The organism is Acidithiobacillus ferriphilus, from assembly GCF_028215975.1.
GTDB classification, from domain to species: domain Bacteria; phylum Pseudomonadota; class Gammaproteobacteria; order Acidithiobacillales; family Acidithiobacillaceae; genus Acidithiobacillus; species Acidithiobacillus ferriphilus.
The window spans coordinates 1579799-1595113 of the sequence record NZ_CP116458.1 but is presented as its reverse complement, the minus strand read 5'-3'; the positions used below and the strand labels follow the sequence as shown (position 1 = coordinate 1595113).

Here is a 15315-nt window from a genome sequence, read left to right as displayed (position 1 = left end):
GAATGCCTGTCTTGCAGACGGCATGTCTTGCCGCAGTGGGAGAACAGGGATAACCTTCCACTATCGGTTGTCCTGGCAGGGCTTATCAGGAAGCAAAACATGGCCACTTCTCGCAAGCCTTGCAGGCTGCAAGCCCAAAGCAAACAGGCATACAGCTACCTGCTCCAGGTGGAACTCGAAGATATCACGCCCACGATATGGCGTCAGGTTTGGGTAGACAGTGGGATGTCGCTGCACACCCTGCACCATGTCTTACAAGCCGCCATGGGGTGGACGGATGCGCATCTCCACGAGTTCTCCATCAACGGGAAACGATATGCCCTGCCGGATCCTGAAGATGACCCGAAGCGGCTGCCTGTCGATGAACGAAAAGTCCTGTTGGGTCAGATATTGGAGCCGGGGTTGGAGTTCAAGTACCTCTATGACTATGGCGATAGTTGGACCCACGTCATCCGCGTGGAGGAGGTAAACCCCATCACTGAGCCTGCCGGCTGCAAGCCTTACGGTGTCGCCTTTGTGGATGCGGGGCAGGGCGCCTGCCCGCCGGAAGACAGCGGTGGGGCACCCGGCTATCAGGATTCCCTTGATCTGCTGCGTGAAGACCCGGAAAGCGAGGACGCTCAATCCTTCCTGCAGTGGGCGGGTGAGGACTTTGACCCCGGCCGGTTTGATCGGCACGCCGCTAATGCTGCGTTGCTGAGGATGGCGTGGAACCGGTGGGGATAACCATTGGCGCTTGGCGGCGCCAATAAGCTGGCCTTGGGACGGTTTATGCCAAGTTGAGCGAGACAATCATCACCCAGACATGGCCGACGCCGCCCCATGCCGGCACCATCCGCAAGCCCGGTCCCGGAGACCTGAATGTGCTCGCCGCCATCGAGAACCAGTGCTTTTCCATTGATCGCATTTCACGCTCCGGGCTTCGCCGTTTCCTGACCCGCAGTCGGCAGGACCCATGGGGCGTCAGGTTTCTCGCGGTCGAACATGGCGCGTGCGTTTGCGGCTATATCCTTCTCTTGTTGCGGCGAAACTCACTTATCGCGCGCATCTATTCCATAGCCGTTATGCCGGAGCACCGTCGGACGGGAATGGCCCGCACACTCCTCGCAGGCGCCGAATCCGTCGCTGTGGAGTCCGGCAGGAACCGGATACGGTTGGAAGTGCGCGAGGACAATGCCGCGGCTATTCGCCTGTACACCAGCGTCGGCTACCAGACTTTCGGACGTATCGAGCCCTATTACGAGGACCGCACCGCCGCGATTCGCATGGAAAAGCCACTCTGATGTCTGTTGTCCACCCCAATCCCGGAATTTTCCATGCCTAAAAACCTGATCGTTGTCGATTCCCGCCGCGACTGGCCGGTCGATGATTCCGGTATCCCCTTTATCACCGCGATAGACTACCTGCGCCGCAAACACCAGCCGGAAGACCGCCGCACGCGGGTCATCAACCTGTGCCGGAACCTGGAGTATGGGGGCGTGGGTTACTATTGCTCGCTGCTGGGTGAGGCCCGCGGCCACCACGTCCTGCCGGAAGTGCGCACCCTGCTGGAAGTGCGCAGGCAATCCCTGTATCGCCCGGGACTCGCCGATTTGCAACCTCTGCTGGAAAAAGCGACGGAAAACCTGCAGAAGGAGGTGGGAGCCACTTACGTGTTGCGGATTTTCTTCGGCTGGACGGCAGATGGCCCCATGCAGGAACTCGCACGGGAACTCTTCGAGCGCCTGCCCATGCCGACACTGGAGGTGCAGCTTCGGGCCAACGGCGTCTGGCGCATCCAACGGGTTTGCGCGTTACCCATCGGAGACCTGGACGCCGTGGAAAAAACGAATTTTCATGCCGCCATTCAGCACTATCTCGCCCGCCGTCGGCGCAAGTCGAAGCCTTCCGAGCGCATGCGCTACGATCTGGCCATCCTCCACGATCCCCAGGAAGCATTGCCGCCATCCAGCTCCCGAACGCTGAAGCATTTTGTTCGCATAGGAAAGCGCCTGGGAATACACGTCGAACTGATTTCGCGCCGGGACTATGGGCGGCTGGCCGAGTTCGACGCTTTGTTCATCCGGGAGACCACGCGTATTGACCACCACACCTATGAGTTCGCCCGGAAGGCCGAACAGGAAGGGCTGGTGGTGATCGACGATCCGGATTCCATTTTGCGCTGCACGAACAAGGTCTATCTGACGGAGATACTGCGGGCGCATCAGGTGCCTATCCTCGAAACCATCATTATCCGTAAAATTGATCTTCGACGCCTGGAGAAACGGCTGCCCTATCCCTTCGTGCTCAAGGTGCCGGACGGGTCCTTCTCCCGCGGAGTCCGGAAAGTCACCGATCCGGAGACCTTGAGGAAGGTGGCCGCCGAACTGTTCGCTGACTCGGATCTGCTGCTGGCTCAGCCTTATTGTTATACGCCGTTCGACTGGCGCATCGGCATGTTGGACCGGCAACCCCTGTTCGCTTGCCAATACTTCATGTCGTCCAACCATTGGCAGATCGTGCGTCACCTGGACAACGGGCGTGCCCTGCAGGGCGGGTTTCGCACGATTTCCCTCCACGAAACACCCGCGCCCGTTCTGCAGACCGCCGTCCGCGCCGCCAACCTGATTGGGGACGGACTTTACGGCGTGGATCTCAAGGAAACGCCTGATGGTGTCTTTGTCGTGGAGGTCAACGACAACCCGAATATTGATCGCGGCATTGAGGACGGTGTGATGGGGGACGCCCTCTACGAGACGGTGCTGCGCTCCCTGATCCGGCGCATGGAAACGCGGCACGGGCGGCCCTGAACCTGGCCAGCGAACGGACGGGCCACGAAAATGATAACGGGTGGCTTGGCCACCTGAATTGCACTATGATTTCCCCATCACCCCATGCCAGCGGGAGGCATGATCATGTCAACGGTAAGACAGCTGGAAACCCCCGGGCTCAATCTTTACGAACAGGACTTCTTTGCGTGGACGATGGCACAGGCGGCTGCCCTGCGGCACAATCGGCCCGAGGGCGTGGATTGGGAAAATGCGGCTGAGGAACTGGAGTCGATGGGGAAAAGAGACCGGCGGGAACTGGAAAGCAGGTTGCGGGGTTTGTTGATGCACCTGATGAAGTGGGTCTGGCAGCCCGAGAAGCGCGGTGCCAGTTGGGAGGCCACCATCGTCGAACAGCGCAAGGAAATACTCAAGATCTTCATTCAGTCCCCTAGTTTGAAAGGTCATGCGGAGCAGGTTCTGACCGAGGAATGGAGGGATGCCAGGCGTTTGGCGTCCATTGAAACGGGCCTGCCGTTGTCCGAATTCCCGGACGCTTGCCCTTGGGACACCAACAGACAGGTTCTAGCGGACTGGTGGCCGGAATGATGAAAGACGACCAATTGGCGGAGATCGCAGCCGAATTGTATGAGAATCCTGTTTGCATCGCTTGGAGTAAGTTCTGGGTGGTCCGAAAAGCGCACGCTGTTTATCTCCCACTTTGGAACCGGATACTCGTCAGTGATGCCTATCAACACGCGTCACCAGAAGCGCTTCGCTGTCTGGTGGCGCACGAGTTGGGACACGCCAGGGATGGTGCACTTCGGTTTGTTTTGTGGGGATACCTTGTCTCTGGCCTGCTAATGGTAGCGCTAAACTGGTTATACACCGTGTTCGCCGCCCCGATTGTTGGGTGGGCGGAAATGGCGGCCGTTTTCACCGCTGCGGGGTTTGCCTATCTGCTGGCTTCAAAGCGTATATTTCCTTGGGAGAAACGTGCCGACGACTGGGCGATAGCGCGAGTTGGGGAAGATATATATTGGACCACCAAGGAAGAAATCAGAGCGGTTACCCTGTGGCGGAAATGACGTCATGGATCGGGTGTTCAGGGCCGTACGGGCGGATTGCCTGCCGGTGGCCTACCAGTTCTCCGCCGCGCGGATGATCGAGGGGCGAAATGCGCCCGGCGTGGCGGAATGGTTGGCGGATGCGCCGGAGGAACAGATCCGCGAGGTCCTGGAACATATCGTGTTCGCGAGTTTCTGGTGTCTGGATGGTGCGGTCATCAAGGTCATTCAAAGAGATCTCCTCAGAGATAATCTGCAACCTGATCAGCAGCCATATTGCTCGCAATAATAATCGTGGAATACGGGCAATCCGCCGGTGTAGCCCTTTGCGGAGGACGAGCCCTTCGCAGGTTGCGTGCCCCTTGCGGGGTGCGACCCCTGCGTGGATTGCGGCCCCTGGGTAGATCCCGCACCCTGCGCGGGTGCATGCATCGGCAGTGCGGGGCCGATGCGGAAGAAACCTTGTCGGCCGGCGAGGCCGGACAGGGCGATTCCGGTGACCGGCCCGGCCCCTGTCATGATCGCGGCCCATGCGGTCGCGGGCCCCATCGCGAGCACCAAAATCAACGCCAACCCCTTGCAGGGCGCGAGCCCCTTGCCGGGGTACATTCCCTTGCGGAGCGTGAATCGTTTCATTTTCATTACCTCCTGCGACCTCAGCCGCGCTATCAGGAAAACTAATGCCGTCCCGGTCTTGGCGTCTGCACTGCGGCAGGCGCCGTAGGGGGCGTGGTCACCTGGCGCTGCACGTCGAGATCCGGTCCGGTGATCCCCAGTCGCTGGCCAATGGCCCGAAAACTCTCTTTCAGACGTTCCCAGATGCTGCCCCCTTTCTGATCAGGCAGCTGCTGCAGATGCTCTTCCGCTTTCTTCAGGTGTCTGTCGGTAATATCGGTATAGGCCCGACGCTCCTTGACCGGGATTTCGTCGAGTTCTGGTTCCAGGGCATCGAAGCGACGGGTGACTTCGGCATGCTGGTTCTGTAGGGCCTGTACCTGGCTCTGAAACTCCGGATTGGAACTGACGATGGACCCGACCAGCGCCTTTTGCTGCGCGTCGGCGTGATCGAGCCCTTTGGGTGCGGCTTGGCGCACGGCCTCCATGACCGGATGATGCAGCAGGGCCTCGCTCTGGTGTTCCAGATCGTGCGCGGTCGCCGTGAAATCGGAGAACTTCTCCCGCGCGGCGTCCTGTCGTTGGGCTTTCTGCTTTTCTTCCCGGGATTTCAGCAGCAGGTCCCGCCGCTGATTGAATCCCTGTGCCAGGGTGGTCAAAAAGCCCGCCGAGCGGATAGTGACATTTTTGCCATTGATATGGGTTTCCTGGGGCGATGGGGATCCTGGGTCTCGTGTTTCCGGCTCCGCAGGCAAGGTTTCCCTGCGTGCGGTGGGGGCCTGCCCTTCCTGGCCCAGGGCATCCGTCTGTGGGCTGGTCGGATGCGCCGCTTCGAGTGCCTCCTCAGGTTGCTCTACGGCGTTTCCCGTGTCCTTTTCTGATGCCACTTCCGGCGACTTCCCGGCCAGAAGCACGCGGGCCTCCTGTTCTTCGGCGTCCCGCCGTGCGGCCAGTTCCGCCGCTTCCTGATCGTCCGGCAGATCGAGCGGGGGTACCGTGGCGTCGGACTGCCCGGGATTGGTCTTCTGCATCTGCTCCAGGTGCGCCCATTCCTCCTCACTCATGGCTGGCGGCATGCTGTTCGCTTCGGATATTGCTCCTGGTACCTTCGCCCGTTCTTCCGTTGTGAATGGATAAGTCCGTGGTAGGGCATCCTCCGGGAGACCATGCCGCTCGCGCCACTCGGCCCAGGCCGTTTCCATGCCCGTAGCGGCCTCGGCGAATGGGTGTTCCGCAAGCGGCTCCTGTGCTTCCCTCTCCGCGGCTTCCCGCAGCCGGGTGAGAGCCTCCCCGATTTCCCCATCATCCAGCAGGAGCCGGGCGCCTTCCGCAGCGCTGGCGGCCGTATCGGCCGCCGGGCGATCCGTCCATTGGACAAGACCGGCCTCGGCGCGATGGATCGCGTCCAGGAGGGGCGTGCGGTAGCGCTCCTGAAAATCACGGACCGCCGTCGGCCACTGGGCGGGGATCTCGGTGTCCATCGCGGTCTGGGCGGGGGTGCGGGTGTCAGCCATGGATATGCTCCTGCGGCAAAAGGGTGGAATGGTCACTGGGGTTATAGCCGTGCGCCATTCCCCGTGTCTTGTCGGACGTCGGCCACCCTTCCGGATTCGCCTTATAACCCCCCTGAGCACCCTGCATTGAGGTATGACCCATGGCACACTCCGATTGGCCCGCGCGCGTTGCGGCGCTGCTCCAGAAGACGGTACACATTCCCCAGGCCCGGCGCGGGGCCTACAAGACCCTGACGGCTTATGGCCCGCCGGATCTGGCTCTGGACTTTCAGGGCCGCTTCGGGTTGCCGGTGGACACCCCGGCGGGTGGCAGTGCCCGCGCCCGCACCCTCGCCCAAAAGGAAGGCGAGATCAGCCTGCTGCTGTCCAGCCTGCGCCTGCTGAACCGCCCGGAGATTCTGGAAATGGTCGAGGCGGCCATGGCGGTGCGTTTATGAAGTCCGCTCTGCGCTTCGCCCTGCCCGCAGCAATGCTCCTGACTTTCGGCATCCCCTCCGCCTGGGCCTGCAGCTGCCCGTTGTGCAAGGAGGCCCATGCGGCAGCCATGAAACAGGCCCTGACCACCATTGACGCCCAGAAGCCGATTCCCGCCAACAGCGTGGTCCACGTCTACAAGAATCCCAACTGCGAAAACCAGCTGGGGAACTACAGCGGCATCCTGAATGCACTCCAGCAGCTGGCCGGCCAAAGCAACAATCAGACCGCCCAGACCATCGCACAAGTCCTGCAGACCCTGTTCGGCCAGACCCAGAACGCCTGCGGCGGCTCGGGCGGCAACATCTCTACCGCCACCACGCAGACCAACTGGGCCATCCCGACCAATCCCCAGAACATCCAGAACGCCATCAACCCCCAGGGAGGCACCGGCAATGCCGATTTCCAGAATCTCTTCCAGTAAAAGCCCCAGGCTCGCCCTTGTCGGCGGCATTACCCGTGCCGGCGGCATTGCCCTCGCAGTCGGTCTCGCTCTGGCGGCCCCGCAGGCCTTCGCCGGCAATACCCCTGCGGGAGGCACCCCTGCGAGGGGCATCCCCACGGGGGTCACCGGCCAGGCCGTGCCGGATAGTGGCGCCAGTTTCCAGAACTGGGCGGGATCCATCCCCTATATCGGCAATCCGCCCTATTCCCGCTATATCCCCTCCACGTCGGGGGTCTCTGGCATGGTGCAGTGCTATCCCGTGGGCGAGGGCGGCGGTTGCACCAATATTTTCTCCGGCGGCGGCGGTTTTGCCTCCCAACAGAACATCCAGGCCCTGGGGCACCAGATTCGCGCGGACATCTCCTGGCTGGGTTACACCCTCTCCCGCAGCATCCGCAACCGCACGGTGGCCCAAGCCATGGCGAAAGCCCAGGCCAACGGCGCCATGCCGGCGAGCGCGCCCTGCGCAGGACATGGCCCGCAGAGTTTCGCCAGCTCAGTGGCCGGCAATGCGGGCGCCTTCGGTGTCAACAATCCCATTGCCGGCGCCCTCCACGTCAAGGCGCAGGCGGTGAGCGGCCTCACCGTCCTGCACGCCGGCGCTGGTCCGGTGAAGTCCTGGAACGTGCATGATCTGCTGTTCTGTTCGGCTTTGGAGGTGCAGGAGGGGCTTTGCAGCAAAGTCGCCGCGAACCCCACAGTCGCCGATGACGATATCGCCGGATCCACCCTGCTCGGCATCAGCGGTCTGCAGGCCCCGCAACATCCCCAGACCGACGTCACCGCGCGGGCGGCCCTGATCCACAACCTGACCGACACCCTGCCGGTCCGGGTGACCGACAAAAACGCCTACCAGACGGCAGCGGGCAAGACCGCCATCGGCATGAAGCTCTCCTACAGCGCGCGCATGAGTCTCGCGCAGGAGGCCCTGGATCAGATCGCCGCCCTGCATACGCCGGTCCACGACTTGGGCAAGGCCATGGATCACTCGCTGCGCCATCTGGGCGGCGCCACCCTCCCCAACGACGCCTCCATCGATCAGGTGATCGCCCTGGAATACCGGGGCGAAGTGGGCAATCCGTCCTGGTACGGCGATCTGGCCACGCTCAGCGGCGCCGCCCTGCAGCGGGAGGTCGTGCTGTTGCAGGCGCAGAATCTGCAATACCAGTACATCGCCTTCCAGGAACGGACGGCCATCGAGTCCCTGCTGGCCACGTTGCTGGCACAGCAGACGGAAACCCAGTACCGGCCCCTCGTCGCCCGGCTCAACGCCGAAAACGCCGAGAACGCCAGTGGCGGTGGTCCCGCCCCGGCCAAACCCTGAAGGAGGCAACATGAACGAAGAAAAAATCATCGAAGCCCAGGCCCTCGCCCAGGATGCCCAGGTGGCACCCGCTCCCGTTGCGGCGGATCTCGTGGCCGAGGCTCGGGAACTGGCGGCGGAAGGACGGATGGAAGCGGATCCCGGTAGGGAAGGTGCCGCCCGGGAAGATCCGGGAGCGGCAGAAGCCGTATCGGAGACCGCCGAAGAAGCGCTGGCGGCTTCGGAAGAAACTCCGCTGCCCGACGTGGCCGTCCTGCCCACGGGCGGGATTCTGGAGATGGGGCACGTCCTCGATCTCCTGCGCGCCGCGGTTCCGGATGCCGGGGATAGTCCCGACGCCACCCGTGATGCCGACCGGGGCACCGTTCCGACGCCGGAAAACCCCGTTTATGGTGCGGTCTACGGCCCCCGACACTGAGGAACGCCCATGAACGCGCTGCTCTTTGCGCCTCCCGTCACGGATCTCTTCATGCGGACCCTGTCCTATATCGTGGGGCCCCTCATCCACACCGTGACCGGCATCGGCCAGGGCACCACCACGGGGGTTTCCAAACTCCTTGCCGATTTCGCGGGTCTGGTGATGTACTTCGTGGGCTTCTGGGTGGCCTATATCGTCTTCGTGGGCATCCTGCGCACGGCCCACGAAGGGGAATGGATGGGGCGCAAGTGGTCCACCAAGTGGATCATGCTGCGCACGGGGATCGCGGCGATGCTGCTGCTGCCCATCGTCAGCGGCGGCTATGACGCGGGGCAGGCGATCATGGTCTATCTCGAAGGCAATGCCGTGGGTGCCGCCGACCAGGCCTGGGATCTGGCGGCGAAATATGTCGTGAAGGATCCCGTCGGCGGGGTGCAAGTGGAACCCTCGCAACTGCGGGATATCGCCGCCGGCATCATGACCGCCCAGGTCTGCGAGGATGCGGTCAATTACAATATCCGGACCTATCCGCTGGCCGCCGCCGCAGCCGGTGGCCAGGTCTCCGCGAGCCAGGGCCTCGCCCTGGGTACGGATGTCGGGACGGCCGCCGCCAACGCCCTGTCCAATATCGCCGGATTCATCGGCTCCGGCGCCACCAACGAACCCGATCTCGTCAAATACGACAGCATCAACTGGTCGGTGCCGAATCTTCAAACGGCGGCAGATATGGGTGTACCCACCACCGACGTGTGCGGGGACATCATCTACCCGGTCGGGGCCTCCGGGAACAATACCGAGGGTCAGATCCAGAATGCCATTTTCGGGGAGAACGCCACGCTCATCCCCGACCTGAAAAACGCCTTGCGGCCCCTGTCCCTGGCGATCGAGAAAAACCAGAATCCGACACCGGCGGCCTACGATACCGCCATCGACAACTATGCGAACATCATGGCGAAAACCGCCGAAAACAGTGCCAGCACCCTGGAAACGAAAGCGGAACAGGGCTTTCTCGCCAAAATCCATACCCAGGGCATCGCCACTGCCGGAGACTGGTGGTGGCGGATGACCCATTTCAGCGCCGTGGCGCAGGACGCGCTCAACAATATCGGCAGCTACTCCAACTTTGGCGGCACCGCCGGTGATCTGGGATCGCTTTTTTCCGGACGTTACGACGGCGCCATGGTGCGCCTGACGCACTTTATCAACGACTATGGCGACAGTTATCTGGCACCCAGCAAGGCAGGAACCGGTTTTGGGGCGGTGCACACCCCCGGCATGCTGGGCGGGGTGGCCACGTGGACCAGCCAGATGTCGGCGCGGGCGGCGCTCTTCGCCGGGCGCGAACCGCGCAACGTGAATCCCATCCTGGGGATCATGAACGAGGGCTATATGGCAGAAGGCATGGGCACGGCCATGTTCGCGGCGCTGGAGGGAGTGGATGCCGTAAAGGGCGCGGCCAAGGGGGCGGCGGAAGGAGACACAGGCATGGTGCCCGGCGTCAGCATCATCGCCCGCGGCTTCGCCGGCGCGGCCAAGCCCATGGCGCAGTTGCTAAAGATTGGTGCCGAGGTCCTCATCGCTTTGGGGCTCTTCCTGTCGGTCTGGGTGCCGCTCATTCCGTATTTCGTGTGGATCACCGCGATCTTCAGCGTGTTGATCCTGTTCATCGTGGCGATCTTCGCGACGCCGCTCTGGCTCGCCTTTCACATTTCGCCGGAAGGGCACGAGGTGGTAGGGCTCGGGCAGCGGGGCTGGATGATGCTCAACACCATTCTGCTCACCCCGCTCCTGATGATCGCCGGGCTCATCGTCGGCACCGGCGTCCTCTATGGCGCCGCCTGGTTGCTGAACCAGACCATCGGCGGCGCGGTGGTGTCCACCTTCGTCAACGGCAGCGGCGGATTCATGGGGCCATTTGACGCCATCGGCGAGTTGGTACTATATATTGTCCTGTTGGTGACGGTGGTTACGACATCTTTTAGTTTGATCCACAAATTCCCGGAGTGGGTACTGGAATGGATCGGGGCGCCGAAGAATGACCGGACCGGTGAACCGCAGTCGGAGAAGATCCACGACACCGGTCGAAAGGCCAAGGAAGGTATCCAGGGAGGGCTGAATGCGTCACCGCCGAATCCGCAAGGATAGTAAAGGACTGGCGCACAGGATTGCCCAAAGGAGGTGAGGCATGTCGGATTCAGAATGGCGTTTGATTGCCGAGGACGATGGATATGGCGGTACCCGTTACTATCGCAAGAGGTTGCCGGGTCCCATCGACCCCAACGTGCTCTGGTTTCCCGTGGACCTGTTTGCGCTTATCGCGGTTTGCGGAGCGCTGGTCAAGGTCTTTGGTTTCTTGTCCAGCCATTCCGGCTTCATTTTCTATATCGTTGTCCCGGCCCTCACGTTGCTGGGCGTGATCCAGTATCCCGTAGTCAGGATCACAGACAAAATTCGTCGGCTTCGATATCTCAATCGTCTTTTTCTGCGTCGATGGTTCACGATATCTCTTATTCTGCTGCCATTGGAGATCGTACCGATCCAGGTGGCTGTATTCTTTTTCGTCTTTGCGCGTCACTTCCACTGAAATTTTTCGACTTTCTGCGGATGCTTCGTGGCCATGTCAGATGCCGTACTGCTTGATGATGGACAGTTAGAGTATCATTCCAGTCGGTTGACAGCATCTCAAGGGTGTATCCTCTCTAATGGCCGGATCGCAGCGTTATGTATACCTCGCGATTATGTATAGCTCCTACGTCGGCGTGGCTGAATACTTTGTAAATACTGGTTTTGCGGTAGATGTTGTGTCCAGATGATATACATAATCTGAGCGATCCGTTGAAGTGATGATTCTTCTACCGGAGGTCATCATCATGAAACGTACCAATCCTCTCTATTCCTCTCCTGAGGCATTTCTCCTCGCCAGTGTGCTTGCACCACACATGGGCGCATACTCAGCGCACCTGCAGTCCGGCCGCTATGCTTCTAGCACAATCCATGGCTATATTTTGGGTCTTGTGCATTTTGCCACTTGGATGGCACAAGATAAGCTTTCCGTTGAGCTGCTGGATGAAATCGCGATTAACCGATTCCTCGCCGAGCACCTTCCTCATTGCGATTTTGGGATGGAAGCAACGCGGATACGAAGAGCGCTTCGGGTCGCGAATCGTCTGTTATGCCGATGATCTCGTCATTTGCTGTCGGTGGCAGGCGGAACAAGCCATGGCCGCCATGCAGGATATGATGGGGAGGCTGAAACTGACGGTGAACGCAGAAAAGACCCGGATATGCCGGGTTCCGGAGGCTTACTTCGATTTTCTGGGCTATACCTTTGGGCTGTATCACTCGGAAAAGACAGGGTATCCCTACGTGGGTATGCGTCCATCCAAGAAGAGTGTGCAGCGGATGGTCGCCGCCATTAGCGCGGAGACGACGTCACAAAAGGGGTTGTTGGATGCCAAAACGGTGGTGGAACGTCTGAATCAGATGCTGGAGGGCTGGGCCAATTACTTTTACTTGGGCCCTGTCCGGAAAGCGTACCGCACCTTAGACGAACACGCCACCCGACGGCTCCGCCGGTGGTTGTGCATGAAGCATAAGGTGGCGAAAAGCGGGGGAACGCGCTTCCCGCATAAGTACCTATACCAGGATCTGGGTTTGGTACGCCTACCTGAGCGGATGCGGAACCTTCCGTGGGCGAAAGTGTGATGTCTTGTCCGAGAGCTGGGTGCGGTAACACCGCACGCCCAGTTCGATGAGCGGGATGTGGAAACGGGGTTATGGTTCGGCTATTGAGACACCGCAAACGAAAGGGCGGTCAACAGAGTAGGCCGTACCTAACGCTACCGCGTCACATCTCGACTCTACATATATATACATAAGCAGCGTTTGCAGTCATTGGCGTGCCACCAGGCCTGTGCAGTCGATACTATGCCTTTTTGGTCTGCGTTCGGCATGCCCGTCATGACGGCGTGCCGCGACTAAAGATGAATGCGTTTGTGAACATTTTGGTCCGGGGTAGCCAATGCTATTGGCCACGGACCACCCCTGGTTTTTATGGCGCTGCTGGCGTGATCCTGGTGATGACATAGCCACCGGTGGTATTCTTTGCGAAGTCAAAACTCACGATTTCTCCGGTCTTGAGTCCGTTGAGTAACGTCTTGTCCTGGACTACGAAATTCATCGACATACTAGGCCAGCCAAGGGCCTTAACGGGACCCATGGCGACATTGGCCGTGCGTGCCTCGAGATTGAGGCTGTTGATTTTGCCATGTCCCAGAAAGATCTGAGTCTTGGCCGTCTGTCCCGCGCCTGTGTTTTTGGCATTGCCCATAGTAGCCTTACCCTGCATGTCGCCCATGGCCGCCTGTGCCGGAAGTGTGATAGCCGAAAAGCACAGCAGAATGAGGGTGAGATAAAAATGTTTCATGGTCCTCTCCTTGACTATAAATTGAACATTCGCCCGCGCATTCCCCTTCTTGGGCCGTAGGCCAGGAGGGGGTCAAGCGGGCCGCTGGGCCTTGCGCGGTTTTTCCTTGGTCCCGTGGCTTTCCCCGTAACGTCGCACTGTCTCCAGTATGGCACCTCCGACGCTGCCAACATAATAAGCGCGATGCAAAAAAAACGGTTTCCAATAAAAAGGTTTGAGGTGCTCGCAAATCGGGTCCTTGCGCGTCTAGCACTGGCGGTTTTCAGGTTGTTGATCAGCGTGGAAATATTGAGCGCCGGGTGGATCTCTACCAATAGATGCACGTGGTCGCCTTTTAATTTACTGATCAGTGTATTGTAGCGCCAAGGTTTACGAGCGCCTCTGGATGATTCGGATTAGCCGTAAGCGCCTGTTGAAAAGCGGTTTTGGCTTCCTCTGGGCAGCCACGCTGGCGAAGTATGACCCCGAGATTCACCAGTGCGTCAGCTTGGTCCGGCATGATAGTGAGGGCCTGTCGGAGAATGGTTTCAGCTTCGTCTAATCGGTCTTGTTTGCTGAGGACTGCACCCAAGTTTATCAATGCGTCAGCGTGCTTTGGTTTAATGGCGACGGCCTGCCGGAGAATGGTTTCGGCTTCGTTCCAGCGGCCTTGTTTATTGAGTATGGCACCCAAGTTTACTAATGCATCGGGATGGTCCGGCTGGATAGCGAGTGTTCGTCGGAGGATGTTTTCAGCTTCGTCTAAGCAACGGCCTTGTCTGCTGAGGGCAGCACCCAGATTCATTAATGCCTCTGGATAATCTGGTTTGATAGTCAGTGCTTGCCGGAGGAGGGTTTCGGTTTCTTCCCATCGACCTTCATGGCCAAGTGTGACGCCCAGGTTCATTAATGCCTCTGGATAATCCGGTTTGATAGCGAGAGCCTTCCTGAGGACGGTTTCGGCCTCGTCCATGCGATCCTGACGGCCTAGTGCAACACCGAGCCTCATTAACGCTTCCAGGTAGTCTGGCTTGATAGTTAGGGCTTTTCGGAAGGTACCTATCGCCTCATCCACACGGCCTTGGTCGCTGAGTATGGCACCGAGGTTCATTAACGCTTCCGGGTATGCGGGTTTAATGGAAAGTGCCTTTCGGAAGGCTATTTCGCCTTCCGAAAGGCACTTCTTTCCTACAGATATCGCGCCCAGTATAAATATACTTTCGGCATTGTCCGGCATTAAGGATAAAACCTTCATGATTGCATGTTCAGCCTCCGGGTATCTATTCAGATATAGTAGCAAAACTGATAAATTATGGAGCGCTGCTACATTATTTTCATTAATATTAAGGGCATCAGAGAGAACACATTCGGCATCTGATAATTTACCTTGCCGACGAAGCACCTCACCTAGCATGGCCATCTCATTTGATGGGCTATTTTTTATGGCGATTAAATTATGTAAAATGTTTTCAACATCCTTCCAGCACTGCAAATTCAATGCTTGATTATAAACCCCCTCAAACAGCAAGGAAAAGTTTTTGTCAATTGCCAATGATTGTTGTAGGGCGGAACTGGCCTCTTGAGTGCGTCCTGTATTATAAAGCAATAGCATATAATTAGCCCAGGTTTGCCCATTTTTCGGATCTGAACTCAGCGCCGCCTGAAAAAAATATAAAGCGTCATTGATGCGGCCCGTTTGGCTAGCCAGCACCCCCATATTGCTATTAACCTCGGCGTGGTTCGGTTGCTCCACAAGAATGTTTCGATAAAGCTGTTCGGCCTCTTTCAGCCGACCTGTTTGATGATAGTGCGTAGCAAGTGCCAGTTTTTGACTTGTGACCGCAAGTTTTTGATCTTCCTGCTTGCCGACTGGTGATGGGAACATCGATGGCTCCTTCCTTCCGTGTGGAATTGTAGCAGACCCCCACCTCATCGTTGCAAAGGTATACTACAAATAATTTGTGTGATTTTGAAAAGACAGGTTAGGATACACTCGAAAAAACCCATTATCCCAAATATTCGCCATTTCAATCCATTGAAATAGAATCAGGTGAGAGCAGGTTTTTCGAGTCGCCCAGCAATATCAGAGGTCCGCGAATGTGCAAGACTATCCATGCTGGACACCAGACCAGACCTCGTGTTAATTAATTCACCATGTGACACCATAATATATCGCTAACGCATGCCCCTTAAGACTTAAGATAGGGGCATACACACTACTGTCCGGAGATTTGACCCGGACCTCATAGTAACCGACTGAAAAAACAAGTCGAAATTTGCTCGGGTAGGTGTCACCGACTTCAAAA

The 15315-nt window shown here is 58.8% G+C and carries 20 protein-coding genes; 14 read left to right on the top strand and 6 right to left on the bottom strand.

From position 1 onward, the window contains the following. Positions 1 to 99 precede the first annotated feature (99 nt). The 6 genes from PJU76_RS08065 to PJU76_RS08040 all read left to right on the top strand — a co-directional run bounded on the left by PJU76_RS08065 (position 100) and on the right by PJU76_RS08040 (position 4103). On the top strand, positions 100 to 726 hold the full coding sequence (locus PJU76_RS08065) for a plasmid pRiA4b ORF-3 family protein (RefSeq protein WP_271779092.1): 627 nt from the start codon (positions 100 to 102) through the stop codon (positions 724 to 726). A gap of 53 nt (positions 727 to 779) precedes the next feature. Next, the gene (locus PJU76_RS08060; protein WP_215888907.1) at positions 780 to 1283 is read left to right on the top strand and encodes a GNAT family N-acetyltransferase; all 504 of its coding nucleotides are present in this window, start codon (positions 780 to 782) and stop codon (positions 1281 to 1283) included. Between the two features lie 33 nt (positions 1284 to 1316). Beyond that, a complete protein-coding gene (locus tag PJU76_RS08055) occupies positions 1317 to 2789 on the top strand; it encodes a RimK family protein (RefSeq protein ID WP_064218487.1) in 1473 nt (490 codons plus the stop codon). Between the two features lie 105 nt (positions 2790 to 2894). After that, positions 2895 to 3356 carry a DUF29 domain-containing protein gene (locus tag PJU76_RS08050; RefSeq protein ID WP_064218488.1) on the top strand — a complete coding sequence of 154 codons (462 nt, stop codon included), beginning with the start codon at positions 2895 to 2897 and terminating at the stop codon, positions 3354 to 3356. Further along, complete coding sequence (locus tag PJU76_RS08045; protein ID WP_271779091.1) at positions 3353 to 3835, top strand: M48 family metalloprotease; 483 nt, start codon at positions 3353 to 3355, stop codon at positions 3833 to 3835. The genes PJU76_RS08050 and PJU76_RS08045 overlap by 4 nt, the downstream gene beginning before the upstream one ends. Before the next feature lie 4 nt (positions 3836 to 3839). Next, on the top strand, positions 3840 to 4103 hold the full coding sequence (locus PJU76_RS08040; protein ID WP_271779090.1) for a hypothetical protein: 264 nt from the start codon (positions 3840 to 3842) through the stop codon (positions 4101 to 4103). Here PJU76_RS08040 and PJU76_RS08035 read toward each other — a convergent pair. The 3 genes from PJU76_RS08035 to PJU76_RS08025 are packed head-to-tail and all read right to left on the bottom strand — an operon-like array spanning position 4079 to position 6085. After that, positions 4079 to 4450: a hypothetical protein gene (locus PJU76_RS08035; RefSeq protein ID WP_064218491.1), complete on the bottom strand. Its 372-nt coding sequence runs from the start codon at positions 4448 to 4450 to the stop codon at positions 4079 to 4081. The genes PJU76_RS08040 and PJU76_RS08035 overlap by 25 nt on opposite strands. Positions 4451 to 4491: 41 nt before the next feature. After that, the gene (locus tag PJU76_RS08030) at positions 4492 to 5943 is read right to left on the bottom strand and encodes a hypothetical protein (protein WP_271779089.1); all 1452 of its coding nucleotides are present in this window, start codon (positions 5941 to 5943) and stop codon (positions 4492 to 4494) included. Next, on the bottom strand, positions 5936 to 6085 hold the full coding sequence (locus PJU76_RS08025; RefSeq protein ID WP_271779088.1) for a hypothetical protein: 150 nt from the start codon (positions 6083 to 6085) through the stop codon (positions 5936 to 5938). The genes PJU76_RS08030 and PJU76_RS08025 overlap by 8 nt, the downstream gene beginning before the upstream one ends. Between PJU76_RS08025 and PJU76_RS08020 the strand changes: the two genes are divergently transcribed. From PJU76_RS08020 to PJU76_RS07985, 8 genes are all read left to right on the top strand, one after another. Continuing rightward, complete coding sequence (locus PJU76_RS08020) at positions 6084 to 6380, top strand: hypothetical protein (protein ID WP_271779087.1); 297 nt, start codon at positions 6084 to 6086, stop codon at positions 6378 to 6380. The two genes, PJU76_RS08025 and PJU76_RS08020, sit on opposite strands and share 2 nt — an antisense overlap. Further along, positions 6377 to 6841: a hypothetical protein gene (locus PJU76_RS08015; protein WP_271779086.1), complete on the top strand. Its 465-nt coding sequence runs from the start codon at positions 6377 to 6379 to the stop codon at positions 6839 to 6841. Before PJU76_RS08020 ends, PJU76_RS08015 begins: the two co-directional genes overlap by 4 nt. Then, complete coding sequence (locus PJU76_RS08010) at positions 6813 to 8186, top strand: hypothetical protein (protein ID WP_271779085.1); 1374 nt, start codon at positions 6813 to 6815, stop codon at positions 8184 to 8186. The genes PJU76_RS08015 and PJU76_RS08010 overlap by 29 nt, the downstream gene beginning before the upstream one ends. Before the next feature lie 10 nt (positions 8187 to 8196). Continuing rightward, a complete protein-coding gene (locus tag PJU76_RS08005; RefSeq protein WP_271779084.1) occupies positions 8197 to 8604 on the top strand; it encodes a hypothetical protein in 408 nt (135 codons plus the stop codon). Between the two features lie 9 nt (positions 8605 to 8613). Next, entirely contained in the window at positions 8614 to 10749 is a 2136-nt protein-coding gene (locus PJU76_RS08000; RefSeq protein ID WP_271779083.1) for a DotA/TraY family protein, read from the top strand. Between the two features lie 40 nt (positions 10750 to 10789). Continuing rightward, positions 10790 to 11188, top strand: coding sequence for a hypothetical protein (locus PJU76_RS07995; protein WP_064218498.1), 399 nt, complete (start codon positions 10790 to 10792; stop codon positions 11186 to 11188). A gap of 286 nt (positions 11189 to 11474) precedes the next feature. Beyond that, positions 11475 to 11786: a hypothetical protein gene (locus tag PJU76_RS07990; RefSeq protein ID WP_215888910.1), complete on the top strand. Its 312-nt coding sequence runs from the start codon at positions 11475 to 11477 to the stop codon at positions 11784 to 11786. Continuing rightward, entirely contained in the window at positions 11671 to 12309 is a 639-nt protein-coding gene (locus tag PJU76_RS07985) for a group II intron maturase-specific domain-containing protein (RefSeq protein WP_226859747.1), read from the top strand. The genes PJU76_RS07990 and PJU76_RS07985 overlap by 116 nt, the downstream gene beginning before the upstream one ends. Before the next feature lie 346 nt (positions 12310 to 12655). Here PJU76_RS07985 and PJU76_RS07980 read toward each other — a convergent pair whose 3' ends face one another. Genes PJU76_RS07980 through PJU76_RS07975 form a run of 3 tightly spaced genes read right to left on the bottom strand, consistent with a single transcriptional unit; the run spans position 12656 to position 14894 of the window. Next, a complete protein-coding gene (locus PJU76_RS07980) occupies positions 12656 to 13030 on the bottom strand; it encodes a copper-binding protein (RefSeq protein WP_064218500.1) in 375 nt (124 codons plus the stop codon). A gap of 14 nt (positions 13031 to 13044) precedes the next feature. After that, the gene (locus PJU76_RS13740) at positions 13045 to 13353 is read right to left on the bottom strand and encodes a transposase (protein ID WP_215888900.1); all 309 of its coding nucleotides are present in this window, start codon (positions 13351 to 13353) and stop codon (positions 13045 to 13047) included. 23 nt (positions 13354 to 13376) lie between these two features. Continuing rightward, positions 13377 to 14894, bottom strand: coding sequence for a tetratricopeptide repeat protein (locus PJU76_RS07975; protein ID WP_271779082.1), 1518 nt, complete (start codon positions 14892 to 14894; stop codon positions 13377 to 13379). Between the last annotated feature and the right edge of the window lie 421 nt (positions 14895 to 15315).

Coding starts and splice junctions, on each gene's coding strand:
- PJU76_RS08065 (WP_271779092.1), top strand. CDS start 100: ATGGCCACTTCTCGCAAGCCTTGCAGGCTGCAAGCCCAAAGCAAACAG.
- PJU76_RS08055 (WP_064218487.1), top strand. CDS start 1,317: ATGCCTAAAAACCTGATCGTTGTCGATTCCCGCCGCGACTGGCCGGTC.
- PJU76_RS08050 (WP_064218488.1), top strand. CDS start 2,895: ATGTCAACGGTAAGACAGCTGGAAACCCCCGGGCTCAATCTTTACGAA.
- PJU76_RS08045 (WP_271779091.1), top strand. CDS start 3,353: ATGATGAAAGACGACCAATTGGCGGAGATCGCAGCCGAATTGTATGAG.
- PJU76_RS08040 (WP_271779090.1), top strand. CDS start 3,840: ATGGATCGGGTGTTCAGGGCCGTACGGGCGGATTGCCTGCCGGTGGCC.
- PJU76_RS08035 (WP_064218491.1), bottom strand. CDS start 4,450: ATGAAACGATTCACGCTCCGCAAGGGAATGTACCCCGGCAAGGGGCTC.
- PJU76_RS08030 (WP_271779089.1), bottom strand. CDS start 5,943: ATGGCTGACACCCGCACCCCCGCCCAGACCGCGATGGACACCGAGATC.
- PJU76_RS08020 (WP_271779087.1), top strand. CDS start 6,084: ATGGCACACTCCGATTGGCCCGCGCGCGTTGCGGCGCTGCTCCAGAAG.
- PJU76_RS08025 (WP_271779088.1), bottom strand. CDS start 6,085: ATGGGTCATACCTCAATGCAGGGTGCTCAGGGGGGTTATAAGGCGAAT.
- PJU76_RS08015 (WP_271779086.1), top strand. CDS start 6,377: ATGAAGTCCGCTCTGCGCTTCGCCCTGCCCGCAGCAATGCTCCTGACT.
- PJU76_RS08010 (WP_271779085.1), top strand. CDS start 6,813: ATGCCGATTTCCAGAATCTCTTCCAGTAAAAGCCCCAGGCTCGCCCTT.
- PJU76_RS08005 (WP_271779084.1), top strand. CDS start 8,197: ATGAACGAAGAAAAAATCATCGAAGCCCAGGCCCTCGCCCAGGATGCC.
- PJU76_RS08000 (WP_271779083.1), top strand. CDS start 8,614: ATGAACGCGCTGCTCTTTGCGCCTCCCGTCACGGATCTCTTCATGCGG.
- PJU76_RS07995 (WP_064218498.1), top strand. CDS start 10,790: ATGTCGGATTCAGAATGGCGTTTGATTGCCGAGGACGATGGATATGGC.
- PJU76_RS07990 (WP_215888910.1), top strand. CDS start 11,475: ATGAAACGTACCAATCCTCTCTATTCCTCTCCTGAGGCATTTCTCCTC.
- PJU76_RS07985 (WP_226859747.1), top strand. CDS start 11,671: ATGAAATCGCGATTAACCGATTCCTCGCCGAGCACCTTCCTCATTGCG.
- PJU76_RS07980 (WP_064218500.1), bottom strand. CDS start 13,030: ATGAAACATTTTTATCTCACCCTCATTCTGCTGTGCTTTTCGGCTATC.
- PJU76_RS07975 (WP_271779082.1), bottom strand. CDS start 14,894: ATGTTCCCATCACCAGTCGGCAAGCAGGAAGATCAAAAACTTGCGGTC.